Origin of the sequence: Sorangium sp. So ce321 (assembly GCF_051530195.1) — a bacterium.
Taxonomy (GTDB): domain Bacteria; phylum Myxococcota_A; class Polyangia; order Polyangiales; family Polyangiaceae; genus Sorangium.
The window spans coordinates 7,331,580-7,347,783 of sequence record NZ_CP150329.1 but is presented as its reverse complement, the minus strand read 5'-3'; the positions used below and the strand labels follow the sequence as shown (position 1 = coordinate 7,347,783).

Annotated in this window: 12 protein-coding genes; 10 read left to right on the top strand and 2 right to left on the bottom strand. The window is 73.2% G+C overall.

The features are described 5' to 3' along the window. Positions 1-91 precede the first annotated feature (91 nt). The 5 genes from WME89_RS26960 (at position 92) to WME89_RS26940 (ending at position 4,985) form a co-directional block, all read left to right on the top strand. A complete protein-coding gene (locus WME89_RS26960; RefSeq protein ID WP_437663230.1) occupies positions 92-874 on the top strand; it encodes a thiazole synthase in 783 nt (260 codons plus the stop codon). Between the two features lie 308 nt (positions 875-1,182). Next, positions 1,183-2,475, top strand: a complete 1,293-nt coding sequence (locus WME89_RS26955; protein ID WP_438002589.1) for a glycosyltransferase — start codon at positions 1,183-1,185, stop codon at positions 2,473-2,475. Between the two features lie 124 nt (positions 2,476-2,599). Continuing rightward, positions 2,600-3,874 (top strand): glycosyltransferase family 4 protein, encoded by a 1,275-nt coding sequence (locus WME89_RS26950; RefSeq protein WP_438002588.1) that lies wholly within the window; start codon positions 2,600-2,602, stop codon positions 3,872-3,874. A gap of 100 nt (positions 3,875-3,974) precedes the next feature. Next, positions 3,975-4,268, top strand: a complete 294-nt coding sequence (locus tag WME89_RS26945) for a tetratricopeptide repeat protein (RefSeq protein WP_438002587.1) — start codon at positions 3,975-3,977, stop codon at positions 4,266-4,268. Between the two features lie 99 nt (positions 4,269-4,367). After that, a complete protein-coding gene (locus tag WME89_RS26940; RefSeq protein ID WP_438002586.1) occupies positions 4,368-4,985 on the top strand; it encodes a thiamine phosphate synthase in 618 nt (205 codons plus the stop codon). Between the two features lie 59 nt (positions 4,986-5,044). Here the strand turns inward: WME89_RS26940 and WME89_RS26935 are convergent, their stop codons facing one another. Next, the gene (locus WME89_RS26935) at positions 5,045-5,635 is read right to left on the bottom strand and encodes a Uma2 family endonuclease (RefSeq protein WP_438002585.1); all 591 of its coding nucleotides are present in this window, start codon (positions 5,633-5,635) and stop codon (positions 5,045-5,047) included. An 85-nt stretch (positions 5,636-5,720) separates the two neighbouring features. On the opposite strand from WME89_RS26935, the gene ileS reads away from it, so the two are divergent. From ileS to WME89_RS26915, 4 genes are all read left to right on the top strand, one after another. Further along, entirely contained in the window at positions 5,721-9,596 is a 3,876-nt protein-coding gene (gene ileS, locus WME89_RS26930; protein ID WP_438002584.1) for an isoleucine--tRNA ligase, read from the top strand. Between the two features lie 28 nt (positions 9,597-9,624). Beyond that, positions 9,625-10,890, top strand: coding sequence for an AAA family ATPase (locus tag WME89_RS26925; RefSeq protein ID WP_438002583.1), 1,266 nt, complete (start codon positions 9,625-9,627; stop codon positions 10,888-10,890). Continuing rightward, positions 10,883-11,509 carry a DUF4276 family protein gene (locus tag WME89_RS26920; RefSeq protein ID WP_438002582.1) on the top strand — a complete coding sequence of 209 codons (627 nt, stop codon included), beginning with the start codon at positions 10,883-10,885 and terminating at the stop codon, positions 11,507-11,509. The genes WME89_RS26925 and WME89_RS26920 overlap by 8 nt, the downstream gene beginning before the upstream one ends. 550 nt (positions 11,510-12,059) lie before the next feature. Then, a complete protein-coding gene (locus WME89_RS26915; RefSeq protein WP_438002581.1) occupies positions 12,060-13,277 on the top strand; it encodes an AAA family ATPase in 1,218 nt (405 codons plus the stop codon). Positions 13,278-13,329: 52 nt separating this feature from the next. On the opposite strand, the gene WME89_RS26910 is transcribed toward WME89_RS26915, so the two are convergent. Further along, a complete protein-coding gene (locus WME89_RS26910; RefSeq protein WP_438002580.1) occupies positions 13,330-14,022 on the bottom strand; it encodes an HAD family hydrolase in 693 nt (230 codons plus the stop codon). A gap of 158 nt (positions 14,023-14,180) precedes the next feature. On the opposite strand from WME89_RS26910, the gene WME89_RS26905 reads away from it, so the two are divergent. Beyond that, positions 14,181-16,190, top strand: coding sequence for a hypothetical protein (locus WME89_RS26905; protein ID WP_438002579.1), 2,010 nt, complete (start codon positions 14,181-14,183; stop codon positions 16,188-16,190). The last annotated feature ends 14 nt before the right edge of the window (positions 16,191-16,204 follow it).

The following is a 16,204-nucleotide window of genomic DNA, read 5'->3' as shown; positions in this document are numbered from 1 at the left end:
GCGCCCGAAGCGCAGGACGCTGTCGATGTCCTGGACCCTGTGTCCCGGTCCGACTAGCAGATCGTCTGGGTCGAGACCCGAGGAGCCAGCGATGACGAGCGATGCGTTGACGATCGGCAGACACACGTTCACTTCCCGCCTCTTCGTGGGGACGGGCAAGTACAAGGACCTGGACGAGACCCGTCGCGCGCTCGAGGCGTCCGGCGCGGAGGTGGTCACCGTGGCCCTCCGCCGGGTGAATCTGAAGGAGCGGGGCGAGGGGTCGATGCTGTCGCTGCTCCAGCAGGGGCGCTTCACGATCCTGCCGAACACGGCGGGTTGCTACACGGTCGAGGATGCGGTCCGCACCTGCCGGCTGGCGCGCGAGCTCGGGCTGTCCGACCTCGTGAAGCTCGAAGTCATCGGCGACGAACGGACGCTGTTCCCGGACAACGAGGCGACGCTGGAGGCGGCGCGGATCCTGGTCAAGGAGGGCTTCACCGTGCTCCCCTATTGCATGGATGACCCGATCGTGTGCCGTAAGCTGGAAGACATCGGGTGCGCCGCCGTGATGCCGCTGGCGGCGCCGATCGGCAGCGGGCTCGGGATCCGGAATCCCTACAACCTGATGATCATCCGCGAGACAGCGAAGGTCCCGGTGATCGTGGATGCCGGGGTCGGGACAGCGAGCGACGCCGCGGTGGCGATGGAGCTCGGGTGTGATGGGGTGTTGATGAACACGGCCATCGCGGGCGCGCGGGACCCGATCCTGATGGCGCGCGCGATGAGGGACGCTGTGAGCGCCGGGCGGATGGCGTATCTCGCGGGGCGAATGCCGAAGAAGCTCTATGCGACGGCGTCGTCGCCGGAGCAGGGCAAGATCTCGGCATTGTGAGGGCGCGCTCGCCGCGCTCGTCCGAAGCGAGCAGGGCCGCGCGGGCGAGCGGCGGGCGAGCGGCGGGCAGATGCCGGGCGAGATCGCACGTCCAGCACGCAGCGTGGCGCGCTGTGGGACATCGACATTCACCGTCCCGCGGCGAGCCGACGTGCGAAGTCAAACGAACAGCACGCCCATGCCATGATACGCTCACCTACCTGAGCCAAGATGACACGGAACGCTCATCGCACGGCCGACACCTCTGTCGTGGCGCGTATCGCGCGCTGGCAGCGACCGCGGCGACCTGACGGTCCGCTCAGGAGAACATGAGCAAGCCCAACGTCTGCATGGTCGTGAACAACCTCGAGGTCGGCGGGCTCGAGAAGGTCGTGCTGAGCCTCCTCGATCGGCTCGGCGACCAGGGGTTCGATCTCTCGCTGATCTGCCTGGACGGTGAGGGGCGGCTCTTCTCGGAGGTCAAGCTCCCGCGCTCGAAGTGCCTGGTGATCACCAAGGATCTCCGGCCGGTCTTGCCCGGCATCAAGAGCGATCCCGAGGCCCTCCTCTGGATCCGGCGCTTCTTTCACCAGCGCTCGGTGGATATCGTCCACGTCCACAACCGGGCTCCGCTCATCTTCGCCGGCATCGCGGCGCGTATGCTCCGGAATCGGCCGGCGGTCCTCTACTCGGAGCACAACCAGATCAACCGGGCGAAGGGCTTCGATCGGCGCAAATTCGGCTACTACGCTTACCTCGCCGACGAGATGGTCGCGGTCTCGCACGATCTCAGGCGCATCCTCGTCGAGGACGTGAAGGTCCGCGCGCCGGTCCGCGTCATCCACAACGGCATCGACGGGACGCGCTTCTCCCGCGCCCTGCAGAGCGGCGAGCAGGGGCGCATCCGCGCGGAGCTCGGCATCGGCGAGCGGGATTTCGTGTTCGGCTGCGCCGTGGTGCACATCGAGCAGAAGGGGCTCCGCTACCTGATCGAGGCGGCGCCCGAGGTGCTGCGGCGCACGCCGGAGGCGCGCTTCGTCGTCGCGGGCGACGGCCCGCTGCGGGGGGAGCTGGAGCAGCGCGCCCGGGCCGCGGGGCTCGGCGACCGGATGATCTTCCCCGGCTATCGCTCGGACGTCCCCGAGCTCGTCTCCTCGTTCGACGCCTACGTGCTCCCGTCGCTCTGGGAGGGGCTGCCGCTGGCGCTGCTCGAGGCGCTCGCGCTCGGCAAGCCGATCGTGGCGAGCCGCGTCGGCGGCGTCCCCGAGATCATCGAGCACGGCGTGGACGGCTTCCTCGTCCCGCCGAAGGACCCGGGCGCGCTCGTCGAGCACCTCTCGCGGGTGGCGCGCGACGGCGAGCTCCGCGAGCGCGCGCGCACGCGGAGCCCTGCGAAGTTCGCCGAGCAGTTCAGCCTGGAGGCGATGGTCGACGCGCACGTGCGCCTCTTCGACGAGCTCATCGCCCGGCGGCGCGGGGGGGTGGCCCAGCCCCGGTCGCGCGCGCAGGCGGCCTCCGCCAAGCCCGCCGAGCCCGCGCGCCCTCCAGCGAGCGCGCCGGCCGCCGTACGGGGCGGCGATCGCGACGGGCGGCTCGACGACCGGACCGGGCTGGGCGCCTAGCTGGTCGGGGCCGAGCGATGACCAGGCGAAGACCGAGCGAGAACCGGGGGAGAACGGAAGCCTCTGCCGAGGTGCTCGCCGCTTCGGATCCGGATCGAGCAGACAGGAGGAGCAATTGCGGCGGATGCGTGTTTTGCTTATCACGAAGATTTTCCCGAACGCGGTCCACCCGGACGAGGCGCCGTACAATCGCCGGCAGTTCGCCGCGCTGTCGCGTTACTGCGACGTCCGGGTGCTCGCGACGATCCCGTGGTTCCCTGGCATGGAGCGGCTCTCGAAGTGGCCCGTCGGCTCCAGCGCGCCGCGCGAGGAGGTCATCGACGGGCTCCCGGTCCGCCACCCGCGCTATCTCTATGTGCCGCGGGTCGCGCCGGTCCTGAACGGCCCGCTCTACGCGGCGTCGATGCTCCCGGAGTTCCTGCGCAACGGCCCGTCGCCCGACGTCATCGTCGGGGCGTTCGCGTACCCGGACGGCTTCGCGGCGGTCTGCCTCGGGCGGCTGCTCGGGGTGCCGTCGGTGATCAAGTGCCACGGCTCGGACATCGACGTGATCCCGCGCGACCGGCGGCTGCGGCGACCGCTGAGCTGGGGGCTCACCCGCGCGGCTCGGGTGGTCGCGGTGAGCCGCAAGCTCGCGGAGGGCGTCGAGGCGCTCGGCGTGCCGCGCGATCGCATCGACGTCGTCATGAACGGCGTCGACGCGAAGCTGTTCCAGCCGCGCGACCGCGCCCAGGCGCGCGCGGAGCTCGGCCGGTCCCCCAGATCGAGGCTGTTCGTGTTCGTCGGCCACCTGAACCGCGACAAGGGGGTGCTCGATCTCGTCCAGGCGTTCGAGCGGCTCGCGTGCGTGCACCCGGACATCGAGCTCACGCTGGTGGGCAGCGGCGCCGAGGAGCAGGCGTGCCGCGCGGCCGCGGCCCGGCTGGGCGGCAGGCTGACGGTGACCGGCTACCTGCCGCACGAGCAGGTGTCGCTGTGGCTCGGGGCGTGCGACGCGCTCGTGCTCCCGAGCCTGCACGAGGGGACGCCCAACGTCGTGCTGGAGGCGCTCGCCTCGGGGCGCCGCGTGGTGGCGACGAACGTGGGCGGCATCCCCGACATCCTGCACAGCCCCGAGCTCGGCGAGCTCGTCCCGCCGGGGAACAAGGACGCGCTGGCCGAGGCGCTGCTGCGCGCCGCGCGGCACGAGTACGATCCGGCGCGGATCGTCGAGCTCGCCGGCGGGCGGGACTGGGACGACAGCGCGCGCGCCCTCCACGACGCGCTCGTGAGCGCGGTCCGCGGCGCGGGCAAGGCGAGCGCGGACGTGCAGGAGGTCGGCAACGGCGTCGTCGGCACGCCGGCCCCGAAGACCGGGCTCGAGAACGGCGCTGCCCGGACGGGCCCTCCCCCGAGCTAGTCGCCCTGCCGGCGCGCCAGCGGGGCGCCGCGTCCTCCCGGGGCCCCGCGTCTCGCCGGGGCGCCGCGTCCTCTTGACGCTCGCGCCCGTTCATCGGCGAATGTCGCCCGTGCTCACCGGGTTCCGCGCGGCCTTGGGCCCGCTCGTGCTCCTCGCCGCCGTCGCGCGGGCTCCCTACCAGTGCGCGAGCGATGTCGACCCGGATCGTCGCATCTACGAGGATCCGAGCGAGGCGCTCTACGACCTCGCCGAGCGCTTCAAGGCGCGCGGCGATCGCGGCGCCCATGCCGATACGCTGCGCTTCCTGGTCGAGCGCTATCCATCCAGCCGGTTCGCCGAGATGGCCCGGAGGGACCTCGAGGCGCTCGGCGACGCCGGCGCCCCGGGCCGCTAGCCCGGTGCGCCGCGCGTCGAGCGCCGCGACCCGGATCGAGAAGCTCTCCTGCGCGGCGCTCCCGCCGCTTCGATGCCCCCAGCTGGCGAGAGGACGGCCATGCTCACCCCCAGGTTGACCCTGATCACCCAGACGGCGGACGTGCCGGAGCCGGTCCTGCTCGCGCGCCTGTCGGCCTTCGGCGCCCTGCCGCCCGAGGACCGCGCGCGCGTGGCGGTGCAGCTCCGCGACCCCGAGCTCTCCGGCGCGGCGCTGCACGCGCTCGGCCGGCGCCTGCGCGACGCGACGGCCGCGCTCGGCGCCTCGCTCGTCGTCAACGACCGCCTCGACCTCGCGCTCGTGCTGGGCGCGGACGGCGTGCACCTCGGCCGCCGCTCGGCCGGGGTGGCCGACGCGCGCGCCCTGCTGGGCGACGGCGTCTTCGTCTCGGTCGCGTGCCACAGCGTGGACGAGGTGCTCCGCGCGGCCGAGGCTGGGGCGGACGCCGCCGTGCTCTCGCCGATCTTCGCGACGCCCGGCAAGGGCCCGCCGCTCGGCCCGGAGGCGCTGCGCGAGGCGCGGGCTCGCCTCGCGGCCGCGCGGCGCGGCGTCGCGCTCCTCGCCCTCGGCGGCGTGGACGCGGCCTCGGCGCCGGCCTGCCTGGCGGCGGGCGCGGACGGGGTGGCCGCCATCCGCGCCGACTTCGGCGGCGCGCTGCCGGCGCCGCGCGCGGGGTGAGCCGCGCGGCCCTGCCTCGCCCGCTGCCGCCCAAGCGCCCGGCCGTGTGACAGGTGTCCCTACCGCGCCCAGAGGTCGGCGAGCGGCAGCTCGATGGCCTCGAACGGCTCGGCCCGCACGACCGCATCGCCTTCGTAGGTGTCGAGCAGGCAACACCGGCCGTCGTCCAGCCGGTACACCTCGAGCGTCTGCGCGACCGGGTTGATCAGCCAGGCGTGGCGGACCCCTTCGCGCCGGTAGATCCGCATCTTCTTGCCGCGATCGACGCGCTCGGTGCGCGGGGAGATCACCTCGCAGACCCAGTCGGGCGCGACGTCGTAGTGCGCGGGCGCGTCCTCGGACCCGAGCGCATCGGGCATGCGCTCGCGGCGCCAGCCGGCGAGATCGGGGACGATCTTGTCCGGCCTCGGCCCGAGGTGGAGCTCGGGCTCGTCGAGGATGACCCAGCCCCCAGGCTCGCCTGGATCATCGTCGAACGGCCCGAGCCTACGACCGAGCCGCGACGCCGTGCGCGTGTGCGGCCGACCTGGCCGCGGGAACGTGTGGAGCTCCCCGTCGAGGATCTCGGCGACCATCTCCTCCGGCGCCGCCTGGAACGCGGCCTCGACCTCGGGCGCATTGCCTGGAAACAGCGGGGGCTGCGCGCTCATCCCCGGATCCTACACCCGTCCCGCGCGCCGCGCGCCCGAGCGCCTCCCTCGACGCTAGCAATCCGCCTTGCTACTAGGCCGGGCCATGTCCGAAGCCTCCTCGAAGAAACCGACCGACGGCCCGCTCGAGCCCCTGTTCGACAAGGTGGCGGCCGAGCTGAACTTCCCCGCCGACGAGGCGAAGATCCTCGCCTTCTGGAAGCAGCGCCGCATCTTCGAGAAGACCCTCCGCGCCGAGACCCGCGCGACCGGCCCCTCCAGGGGCACGTTCGTCTTCTACGAGGGGCCGCCGACCGCCAACGGCATGCCGCACAACGGCCACGTGCTCACGCGCGCCGTGAAGGACGTCTTCCCCCGCTACAAGACGATGCGCGGCTATGACGTCCCGCGGAAGGCGGGCTGGGACACGCACGGGCTGCCGGTCGAGGTGGAGGTCGAGAAGGAGCTGCGCATCCACGGCAAGGCCGACATCGAGCGGTACGGCGTCGAGCCGTTCATCTCGCGCTGCGTCGACTCGGTCTTCCGGTACACCGAGGCGTGGGAGAGCCTGACCGACAAGATCGGCTTCTGGGTCGACCTCGACAGCGCGTACGTCACCTACCACAGGAGCTACGTCGAGAGCGTCTGGTGGGCGCTCTCGCAGCTGCACAAGAAGGGGCTGCTCTACCGCGGCCACCGCGTCTGCTGGTGGTGGCCTCAGGGCGGGACGGCGCTCAGCGCGGCCGAGGTCGGCTCGAACTACAAGACGGTCGACGACCCGAGCGTGTACGTGGCGTTCCCGCTCGTGGACGAGCCCGACACCGCCCTCTGCGCGTGGACGACGACCCCGTGGACCTTGCCCTCGAACGGCTACGCCGCGGTCCGGCCCGAGTTCGACTACGTCGTCGTGGACGCCGGGGCGTCGGCGGGCGCTGGCGTTGCCGGCGGCGGGGCGGCGCCGGCGGCCGGGAAGCTCATCGTCGCCGCGGCGCTGCGCGAGGAGCTCGCGAAGAAGTTCAAGCGCGACCTGCCCGTGCTCCGCGAGCTCAAGGGCCGCGAGCTCATCGGCAAGCGCTACCGCCCGCCGTTCGACGGCTACTCGAGGTCGCTCGAGGGCGCCGTCGCCCGCAGGAAGGACGGCAAGGAAGAGCCGCTCTACTGGCTGGTCCTCGGCGCGGACTTCGTCACGCTCGACTCCGGCACGGGCATCGTCCACATCGCGCCCGCGTTCGGCGAGGACGACTTCAACGCGCACAAGCGGCGCGTCGCGGAGCTCGAGCCGGGGGCCGGGGGCGACATCCCGATGCTCTGCGCGGTGCGGCCGGACGGCACGTTCGAGCCGGGGCTCACGCCGTTCTCGGGCCTCTGGGTGAAGGACGCCGACCCGCTGATCATCAAGGATCTCGCGGCCCGCGGGCTGCTCGTGCACGACGAGAAGTACCGCCACGACTACCCGTTCTGCTGGCGCGCGGACGACGACCCGCTGATCCAGCTCGCGCGCCCCGCCTGGTACATCAGGACGCGGGACAACATCGAGAAGGCGATCGCCAACAACCGCGCGATCCACTGGCTGCCGTCCCACATCCAGGAGGGCCGGTTCGGCGACTTCCTCGCCAACAACGTCGACTGGGCGCTCTCGCGCGAGCGGTACTGGGGGACGCCGCTCAACGTCTGGATCTGCAAGGACAACGAGGAGCACCAGCTCGCCCCGGCGTCGGTCGCCGAGATCGAGGCGCTGAACCCGCGCGCCTTCGACCACTTCCACGAGGCGAAGAAGGCCGACCCGAGCCTGAACGACCACCTCATCGTCCACAAGCCGTGGATCGACAAGGTCACCTTCCCCTGTCCGACGTGCGGCGGCGACATGCGGCGCGTGACCGAGGTCATCGACGCGTGGTTCGACAGCGGGAGCATGCCGTTCGCGCAGTGGGGCTACCCGCACGCGCCGGGCTCGAAGGAGCTCTTCGACCGCGCGTTCCCGGCGGACTTCATCAGCGAGGCGATCGATCAGACGCGCGGCTGGTTCTACTCGCTGCTGATGGTCTCGACGCTGGTCTTCGACGAGGCGACGCAGGAGAAGCTCGGGCTGTCGCGGGTCCGGAGCTACCCGCACCCGTACCAGACGTGCGTCGTGCTGGGGCACGTGTGCGACCGCGAGGGCAAGAAGGAGAGCAAGTCGAAGGGCAACTACACGCCGCCCGAGGTCATCCTGGAGCGCGTCCGGATGGAGTTCGCGGCGGCGCGGGCCACGGAGGTGAAGGGCGCCCAGCCGAAGGACGGGGTCGCGCTCATCGCGCGCGAGGACTACGAGGGGCTCGACCTGACCGGCGACGCCGCGAAGGTGCGGATGTACCGCGCCGATCGCGAGGCGCAGCCGCTCGCGATGGAGCTCCGGCCGCAGAAGGGGATGCCCCGGCGGATCGTCGCGCTGTCCGACGCGGATCTCGACCGCCTCGGCCTGTCGCCGGGCGACAAGGCGCTCTCCGTGATGCCGAACGACGTGCCCCGGCTCGCGCAGCCCGAGCGCGTCTTCATCGAGGACCCGGCGACCCCGGCGCCCGGGGCCGACGCGTTCCGCTGGTTCTTCTACGCGTCCTCCCCGCCGTGGACGAACACGCGCCACTCGCTCACGAACGTGCGCGCATACCAGAAGGAGTTCGCGGTCAAGCTCCGGAACGTCTACTCGTTCTTCACCATCTACGCGAACATCGACGGCTTCTCGCCCGCCGAGGGCAACCCGGGCGCGACGGACACGTCGCCCGCGGCGCTCGCGGCGAGCGCCGGCTACCGGCCGGCGAAGGAGCGCTCGCTCCTCGACCGGTGGATCCTCTCGGAGCTCGCGCTCTCGACGCGGGAGGTGACGGCGCAACTCGACGAGTACCACCTGTACGAGGCCGCGCAGCGCCTGGTCGACCTCGTGGACGCGCTCTCGAACTGGTACGTCCGCCGGAGCCGCGCGCGCTTCTGGGCCGCGTCTGCGACGGATCCGCTGGATATCTCGGCCGGCGCGGTGCGCGCGGCGCAGGACAAGCGCGACGCGTACTTCACGCTGTACGAGGTGCTCGTCGCGATCGCCAAGCTGAGCGCGCCTTTCACGCCGTTCCTCGCCGAGGCCATGTACCAGAACCTGGTGCGGCGGCCGTGGCCCGCGTCGCAGCCGGAGAGCGTGCACCTCGTGGCCTTCCCCGAGGCGGACGCCGCCGCGGTGGACGAGCCGCTCGCGGTCGAGATGCGCGCCGTGCGCGAGCTCGTCTCGCTGGGCCTGCAGGTGCGCACGCTGAACAAGCTCAAGGTGCGGCAGCCGCTCTCGCGCGCGGACATCGTGCTGTCGCAGCAGGGGCTCGCGGCGGCGCTCGCCGAGCACGTGCCGCTCATCGCCGAGGAGCTCAACGTCCACGAGGTGCGCTTCCTGAAGCCGGGAGAGGAGGGTAGCGCGGTCCGCTACGTGCTCAAGCCGAACTTCCGCGCGCTCGGGCCGAAGCTCGGCAAGAAGGTGCAGCTCGCGAAGCAGGTCCTCGCGAAGGCCGACGCGGCGTCGCTCCGCGCGTCGCTCGCGACCGAGGGCAAGATCGCGATCGCGCTGGACGGCGAGCAGGTCGAGCTCGGCCCCGAGGAGATCGACGTCGCTGTCGAGGCGGGCGAGGGGTTCGCTGCGGCCGGCGGCCGCGCGGGCGTGGTCGTGCTGCACACGGCGCTCACGGACGCGCTCCGCGACGAGGGGCTCGGCCGGGAGATCCTCTCGCGCGTGCAGGGCCTGCGCAAGGAGCTCGACCTCGGCTTCACCGAGCGGATCCGGCTCGCGCTCGACGGCGGCGAGCGGGCCCGCAAGGTCGCCGAAGCGACGCGCGAGATGCTCATGCAGGAGGCGCTCGCGGCCGAGCTCGTGCTCGGCGCCGCGCCCGCGGCGTGGGGGCAGGCCGAGCGGCGCGAGGTCAACGTCGACGGCGAGGCGCTCGCGATCGCGCTCGCGCGCACGGCGTGACGGCGCCGGGGGGGGAGGCTGAGCCGCGATGATCACCAGGATCTGCGCCCGTAACTTCCGCAGCATCGGGGAGCGGATCGAGCTCGAGCTCGGGGCGATGACCGTCCTCGTGGGGCCGAACGCTTCGGGCAAGAGCAACGTCGCGGATGTGCTGCGGTTCCTCGCCGAGTGCGCGAGCGGAGGGATCGACAGACCGGTTGCTGTTCGGCACGGGCTCGATGCGCTGCGCTACGGAAATGCCCGTGAGTCCACCGATGTGCTCCTTGAGGTGCACATCGAGCGCGAGCAGGGGGCCGGCATCTGGGGCTTCACGCTCACGTCGGCCGATGAGTACGGCGGGCTGTGCGTGAAGCGCGAGCGCGCGGTGTGGTTCCCAGGGAAGGCGCCCGATCCCAGGACCCGAACTCACATCTTTGAGCTCCTCGATAGGCCCGAGGACATGTGGACCGAGGAGGAACGAAGAACGCTCCTCGGCAACCACACGCACGGCACCACGCCGAACGAGGACGCCGAGTTTCCGGCGCCGCAGCTCTTCGTCACGCACAAAGGACATTGGTACCTGGAAGTTCCATCGTCCTTTCGCCACGATTCTTCGCAGATCCCTCTTCTCGCCCCGGCGGGCTCCTCTCATTTCGCTCCGCTCATGGAGGAGCTGCGCAGGGTCGCGATCTACTCGCTGTTCCCGGACGTATTGCGCGCTCCACAGCACCCGGATCCATCCAAGCCGATGAGCACGAAGGGCAGCAACTGGGCCTCGACCTTGAGGGCGCTCGATCGAACAACCTGGGAGGCCGAGCTCGTCGCTGCCCTCGGGCGCATCGCCTCGGACATCGACGAGTACCGCGTCACGGAGGCGGGAGGGTTCCTGATCCCGGAGTTCCGCCACGGCGTCGACGCGCAGGGGCGCGAGCGCTGGCACGGTGCTGCGCAGGAATCGGACGGTACCCTGCGCGTCGCGGCCCTTCTCACGGCGCTATTCCAGGAGCCCGCGCCGGCGCTCCTCGGCTTCGAGGAGCCGGAGCTCGGCGTGCACCCGGGCGCGATCCCACTCCTCTTCGACTTCTTGAAGGAAGCGTCGACGCGCAGCCAGATCCTGCTCACGACGCACAGCCCCGACCTCCTGGATCTGGTGCCCATCGATGACGTCCGCGTGGTGGAGCGGCGCAGCGGCGCGACCACGGTCGTGCGCGTCGAGGAGCGGCAGCGCGAGATCGTGCGCAAGCGCCTGATGTCGACGAGCGACCTTCTCCACGCCGAAGGCCTCCGCCCCGAGGGATCCGAGCGCGATGGGTAAGACCTACCTGGTCGTCGAGGGCCACGGTGAGGTCGAGGCGGCGAGGAACCTGGTCATCCGGCTCTGGGCCGACCTCGGGCTGCCGCATGCGGTTTGGGGAGCACCGAAGCGCGGCAAGGCGCTCAACACCCGCGCCGGCGTGCTGCAAGCCTGCGAGCTTCTGCGCAGCGAGCGCGACTGCACGTTCGCGTTGCTGCTCCGTGATGAGGACGACGGATGCCCGGCCACGGCGGGACCCGAAACCGCGGCGTGGGTCGCTGCTGCGAGCCTGCCCTTTCCTGCTGCTGTGGTGCTGGCGCACCGCGAGTTCGAGGCGTGGTTCCTGCCCTGCATCCACCTCATGGCGGGCCGGGAGATCCGGCCCGGCGTGCGCGTCGTAGAAGGCACGACGTGCCCGGAGGATCCCGAGAGCATCCGCGACGTGAAGGGGTGGCTCTCGAAGCGCTTCCCACCGGGCAAGGCCTACAAGCCCACGCTCGACCAGCTCAAGCTCACCCAGTGGATCGACTTCAACGCGCTGCGCGCGTCGCAGGCGAGGTCGTTCCGCACGATCGAGAACGCGCTGCGGTTCCTCGCCGCGCCCGGTGCTCTCAGGGTCTACCCGCCTCCGCGACCGTAGCGCGCGGTCCCCGGCGCGCCGCCGCGGTTCCGTACCGGGCCTTACCATCCTCCGAGCGCGGCCGCCTCGCGGCGTGGGGGTAGCGCTTCTTCTGCAAGGATCTTGTTGCGGTCATCTCCGACGAGGCGTTCGATGATCGTCGTCGGGTGGGGTGCATCGGAGATCTTCAGGACGGTACCGAAGGCCGCGTCGTGCCGCCCCGAGACGGGCGGCTCGCGGCCCTGACGCCGGCTCGTTCCCATGCTGGCGAGAGCGCTGCATCCACGGTGCCTCTCCCGGTCCGGCCGGATGTCCCCGGCGCGCGGCGCGGCGTCCCTGGCACGCAGCGCGACGCCTCCCGGGAGCGGCGCGCCATGTCCCGGAAGGGTGTTCGGCTGTCCCGGAAGGCGGCTCGGCTGTCCCGGAAGGCGGCTCGGCTGTCCCGGGACGTCGCTCCGGTGATCCTGGCGACCGTTCCGGCATCCCGTGAGCACGATCCAGCCGGCTCGGCCAGCGATCGCGCAGCGCGGAAAGGGGGATGGACGCCCTCGAGCCGAGGCTCCGTGCCGCAATGATCACCCACATCTACGTGAGCAACTACGGCACCGTCGGGGCCGGCCTCGAGCTGACGCTCGGGGCGCTCACCGCGCTGGTCGGCCCGCCCGGCGCCGGGAAGGGCTGCCTGATCGACGCCGTCCGGTTCCTCGCCGAGTGCGCCAACGGGGCGCTCGACCAGGCGGCGGCAAGCCGTCGCGGCGGCGCGCTCCAGCGGCCCCACCGCGACGGCGCCCTCACCACCCTCGGCGTCGCGGTCTCCAGGACCGAGGGCCACGGGTTCTGGCTCGTGCAGCTCGCGCCAGGGGACCGGGACGGCGAGACGCGCGTCAAGAGCGAGACGGCCGCGTGGTGGCAGCGCAGCGCGCTCACGCGGCTCGTCAAGCCGGGCGTGCGCGACGTCTTCGACGCCGGCAGCGGCCCGCCCGAGGTCTCCTTCGACCGGCTGAAGGGCAGCCCGAAGGGGTTCTCGCGCAAGGACAAGGGGCGCAGCGGCACGCTCGCCTACCGCGGGGTCGCGCCCATCGCCGTGAGCGGCGCCAGGCTCGTCTTGCCGCTGCTCTCCGATGGACCGCTCACCCCCATGCTCGACGAGCTGCGCCGGGCGGTCATCTACTCCCTCGCGCCGCGCCCCCTCCGCGCGCCCCAGAAGATCAGCGCCTCCCGGCGCCTGCGCGCGGGCGGCGAGAACTGGGGCTCCGTGCTCCGCGCGCTCGAGAAAGAGCGCTGGAAGGACAGCTTCCTCGCCGGGCTGTCCCAGGTGACCGGCGACGTCGACGGCACCCGCGCGGTCTCGTCCGGCGGGTTCCTCGTCCCGGAGCTGCGCCACGGCGTCGACGCCGACGGGCGCGAGCGCTGGCGGGCCGCCTCGGACGAGCCGGACGCGACGCTGCGGCTCGCCGCAATGGTCACGGCCCTCTCGCAGGAGCCCCCGCTCGTGCTCGCCGGCTTCGAGCACCCCGACGCGGGCGTCGACCGCGGCGCGCTGCCGGCGTTGCTCGACTACCTGCGCGGCGCCTCGGCCCAGCGCCACATCCTGCTCACGACGGCGAGCCCCGCGCTCCTCGACCTCCTGCCGCCCGATGCCGTCTACTCGGTGGAGCTCCGCGACGGCTCGACCACCGCGTCGCCCGTCGACGACCCGCAGCGACGAGCCCTCCGGGAGCAGCTCGCCGCGCCGGAGAGCCAGCGCGCCCCGGCGGCCCGCTCCGAGCGCGCCCCCGGTGCCTCCTGAGCTCCCGCCTCGCGCCCGCCCGCCCGCGCCGCCCCGCGCCCGGGCGGCGCCGCTACGACGCGAGCCGCTCCCGGGGCGGCGCGAGCGGCGACGCGCCGTACCGCGCGAGCAGGTCCTCCGGGTCGCGGTAGATCGCCGCGCACCCCGCCTCGAGGAGCTCCATCTCGGGGAAGCCCCCGCAGAGCAGCCCCACCGTCAAGAGGCCGAGCTTCGACGCGGCCTCGGCGTCGGACGGCGCGTCGCCGACGATCGCGACCTCGCGCGGATCGACGCTGCCCAGCCGGTCGAGCGCCGCCTCGAAGACGTCGCGGTGCAGCCTCGACCGGTCCGCGTCGTCGGCCGACACGGTCCACGAGACCAGATCGCCCACCCGCGCGCGCTCGATGCTCGCGTCGAGCGCGCCGCGCGGCGCCGAGGAGGCGAGGACGATCCGGCGCCCGTCGCGCGCGATGCGCTCGAACAGCTCGCGGACCTTCGGGAAGGCGCGCGCGCCCGGGAGGAGCTCGCGCGCGTAGATGCCGTCGTGCAGCGCCGTGACCCCGGCGCCGATCCAGCCGATCTCCTCGGGCGTGAGGACCACCGACAGCAGCTGGTCCGCGCCCTTGCCCACGTGGGCGCGCAGCCGCTCCCGGGGGACCTCCCGGCCGAACCGCCGGAAGGCCCGCTGCCAGGCGGCCGCGTGCAGATCGACCGAGTCGAGGATCGTCCCGTCGACGTCGAAGATGACCGCGCTGACGCTGACCATGACGCGCCACGTGGTGCGGGGCCGGACGCACCGCCATCGGAGGGCTCCCGACGGCTCGCGCCGTCCGCGCGGGCGCGAGCGGCGCTCGACCGAAGGCGCGATAGACTGCCGCAGAGGAGGCTGCCCGAGCGAGCGCGAGCGGGCAGGGAGAACAGATCATGAACCGCCGGCTGGCTGCACTCTCGGTCCTCCTCGGCGCGCTCGTCGTCCGCCCGAGCTCCGCCGCGGAGGCGGGGCCCGCGGTGCTGGTCGTCGACCTCGACGACGACGACGCCGACGGCGTGCCCGACGGCGAGCAGCCGCGCGTGCCGCCGTCGCCGGAGCTCCTCCCGCTGCGCGCGCCGCGCGGCGCGGGCGGCCCGGACCAGCGGCCCGCGTCGATCCCGGCCGGCGTGCGGCTCCTGGCCGACGGCAGCCCCGTCCCGCCCGGCGGCGCGATCCCCGCGGGCGCCCGCCGCGTCGAGCTCCAGGCGGTCCGGGCAGGGCGCAGCGAGGTCGCGCTCGGCGACAAGACGCTGTCCATCAGCGCGTTCGAGGTCCGCGCCATCGACGGCGCCGGGCGGCGCATCGACATGGCGCGCTCCCACGCCTCGCTGCAGCGCACGCCCCCGGACCGGCTCGGCGACGACCCGTTCGGGAACCTCGACGACCCCGACGCGATCCGCCTGCTCGTGATCGGCGCGGCGGACGACCTGCCGCTGACCCTCGACGTCCACTCCGCGGCGCCGTCCGGCAAGGTGATCGACCGCCTGTCCAGCGTGCCGCTCGGCCACGTCCCGTGCCCCCCGGACGTCGCGCCCGGGCTCGTGTGCGGCTCGACGCGGCCCATCCGCGCGGTCGCGGACGACATCGATCGCAACCACCCGATGATCGCCGATCGCTCCTTGAAGGGCGAGGTCGGCGGGGCGCTCGTCGCCGCCCTGCCCGGCGGGCCGAAGCTCCAGATGATCCGCATCGCCGGCCCGCGCAGCTCGCCGCTCGGCCCCCTCGGGCGCACGCGCGCGCGCCTCCGCATCCTCATGGTGCGCCCGCGCGCGGGCGGGCCGCCGCCGATGGGCGGGGACGACGCGGGCGCGATCGCCATCGCGCGCGCGGAGGTCGAGCGCGCGAACGCCCTCTGGGGCGCGTGCGGCGTGAGCTTCGGCCCGCTGGAGGAGCTCGACATCACCTTCGTCGACCCGCCGCGCCCGCACCTGCTCGCGATCGGCTGCGACCACGGGCTGCCGGCGAGCGGCGGCGCGATCCGGGTGCGCGTCGACGGCCACGAGGTGACCGCGGCGATCGCGCCCCGCACGCGCCCCGACGCCGCGGCCCGGGCCGTCGCCGCGGCGATCGGCGCCGCCGGGTTCTCGGTGCGCCTCTCCGACAACCCCGTCATCGGCGCGGGCGCCCACGGGACCACCGACGTGCTCGTGCGGCGCCCGGGCGGCGCGCTCGCGACGATCGAGCCGCCGGCGTCCGGCGCGGTGAGCACCGACGCCACGCTCACGGCGTGCATCGGCGGCGTCGAGCTCGAGGACGGCCTCCAGCACTTCAGCGACACGGACGCGATCGCCGGGACCGTGGAGGAGCGCGCGCTGCTCAAGGCGTTCGACGACGGCGACCCCGCGACCGTCGACGTCGTGATGGTCCCGAGCTTCGCCGGCGGCGGGCGCATCGGCGAGTCGTTCATCTTCGCCGACGGCGGGGCGATCCGGAACACGATCATCGAGGACCGCGCCGGCCTGCGCGCCGACCGCGCCTCGTTCGCGCTGTCGCACGAGCTCGGGCACGTGCTCCTCGACGAGCCGGGGCACCCGGACGACTTCGGGATCGACACCCCGACCCGGCTGATGGACGCCGACGCGGCCAACGCCTCGGCCTACGGCCCGCGCCGCCTCACGGTCGACGAGTGCGCGCGCGCGATCCGCCAGAGCGGCGCGGCCGAGCCGCGCCTGGGCCGCCAGAGCGGCGCGGCCGCGCCGCGCCTGGGCCGCCAGAGCGGCGCAGCCGCGCCGCGCCTGGGCCGCCAGAGCGGCGCCCCGCCGCACCGCCCGGCCGACCCCCCGCCGCGGGGCGCCGCGGAGGCCGCGACGCCGCGCCCGGGCGGCGCGCCCGGCTCCCGGCCGAGCGGCCCGGTGCCCCTGCTCGCGCCCTGGCCGCTCGCCCCGCTCGGTCGAGAGAGGTGAGCGACCGCTTCGCG

Bases quoted from the DNA above. Each gene is read 5' to 3' on its own strand.
- WME89_RS26945 (WP_438002587.1), top strand. From the start codon at position 3,975: ATGTCGCCCGTGCTCACCGGGTTCCGCGCGGCCTTGGGCCCGCTCGTG.
- WME89_RS26915 (WP_438002581.1), top strand. From the start codon at position 12,060: ATGATCACCCACATCTACGTGAGCAACTACGGCACCGTCGGGGCCGGC.
- ileS (WP_438002584.1), top strand. From the start codon at position 5,721: ATGTCCGAAGCCTCCTCGAAGAAACCGACCGACGGCCCGCTCGAGCCC.
- WME89_RS26960 (WP_437663230.1), top strand. From the start codon at position 92: ATGACGAGCGATGCGTTGACGATCGGCAGACACACGTTCACTTCCCGC.
- WME89_RS26955 (WP_438002589.1), top strand. From the start codon at position 1,183: ATGAGCAAGCCCAACGTCTGCATGGTCGTGAACAACCTCGAGGTCGGC.
- WME89_RS26950 (WP_438002588.1), top strand. From the start codon at position 2,600: ATGCGTGTTTTGCTTATCACGAAGATTTTCCCGAACGCGGTCCACCCG.
- WME89_RS26905 (WP_438002579.1), top strand. From the start codon at position 14,181: ATGAACCGCCGGCTGGCTGCACTCTCGGTCCTCCTCGGCGCGCTCGTC.
- WME89_RS26925 (WP_438002583.1), top strand. From the start codon at position 9,625: ATGATCACCAGGATCTGCGCCCGTAACTTCCGCAGCATCGGGGAGCGG.
- WME89_RS26935 (WP_438002585.1), bottom strand. From the start codon at position 5,635: ATGAGCGCGCAGCCCCCGCTGTTTCCAGGCAATGCGCCCGAGGTCGAG.
- WME89_RS26940 (WP_438002586.1), top strand. From the start codon at position 4,368: ATGCTCACCCCCAGGTTGACCCTGATCACCCAGACGGCGGACGTGCCG.
- WME89_RS26920 (WP_438002582.1), top strand. From the start codon at position 10,883: ATGGGTAAGACCTACCTGGTCGTCGAGGGCCACGGTGAGGTCGAGGCG.
- WME89_RS26910 (WP_438002580.1), bottom strand. From the start codon at position 14,022: ATGGTCAGCGTCAGCGCGGTCATCTTCGACGTCGACGGGACGATCCTC.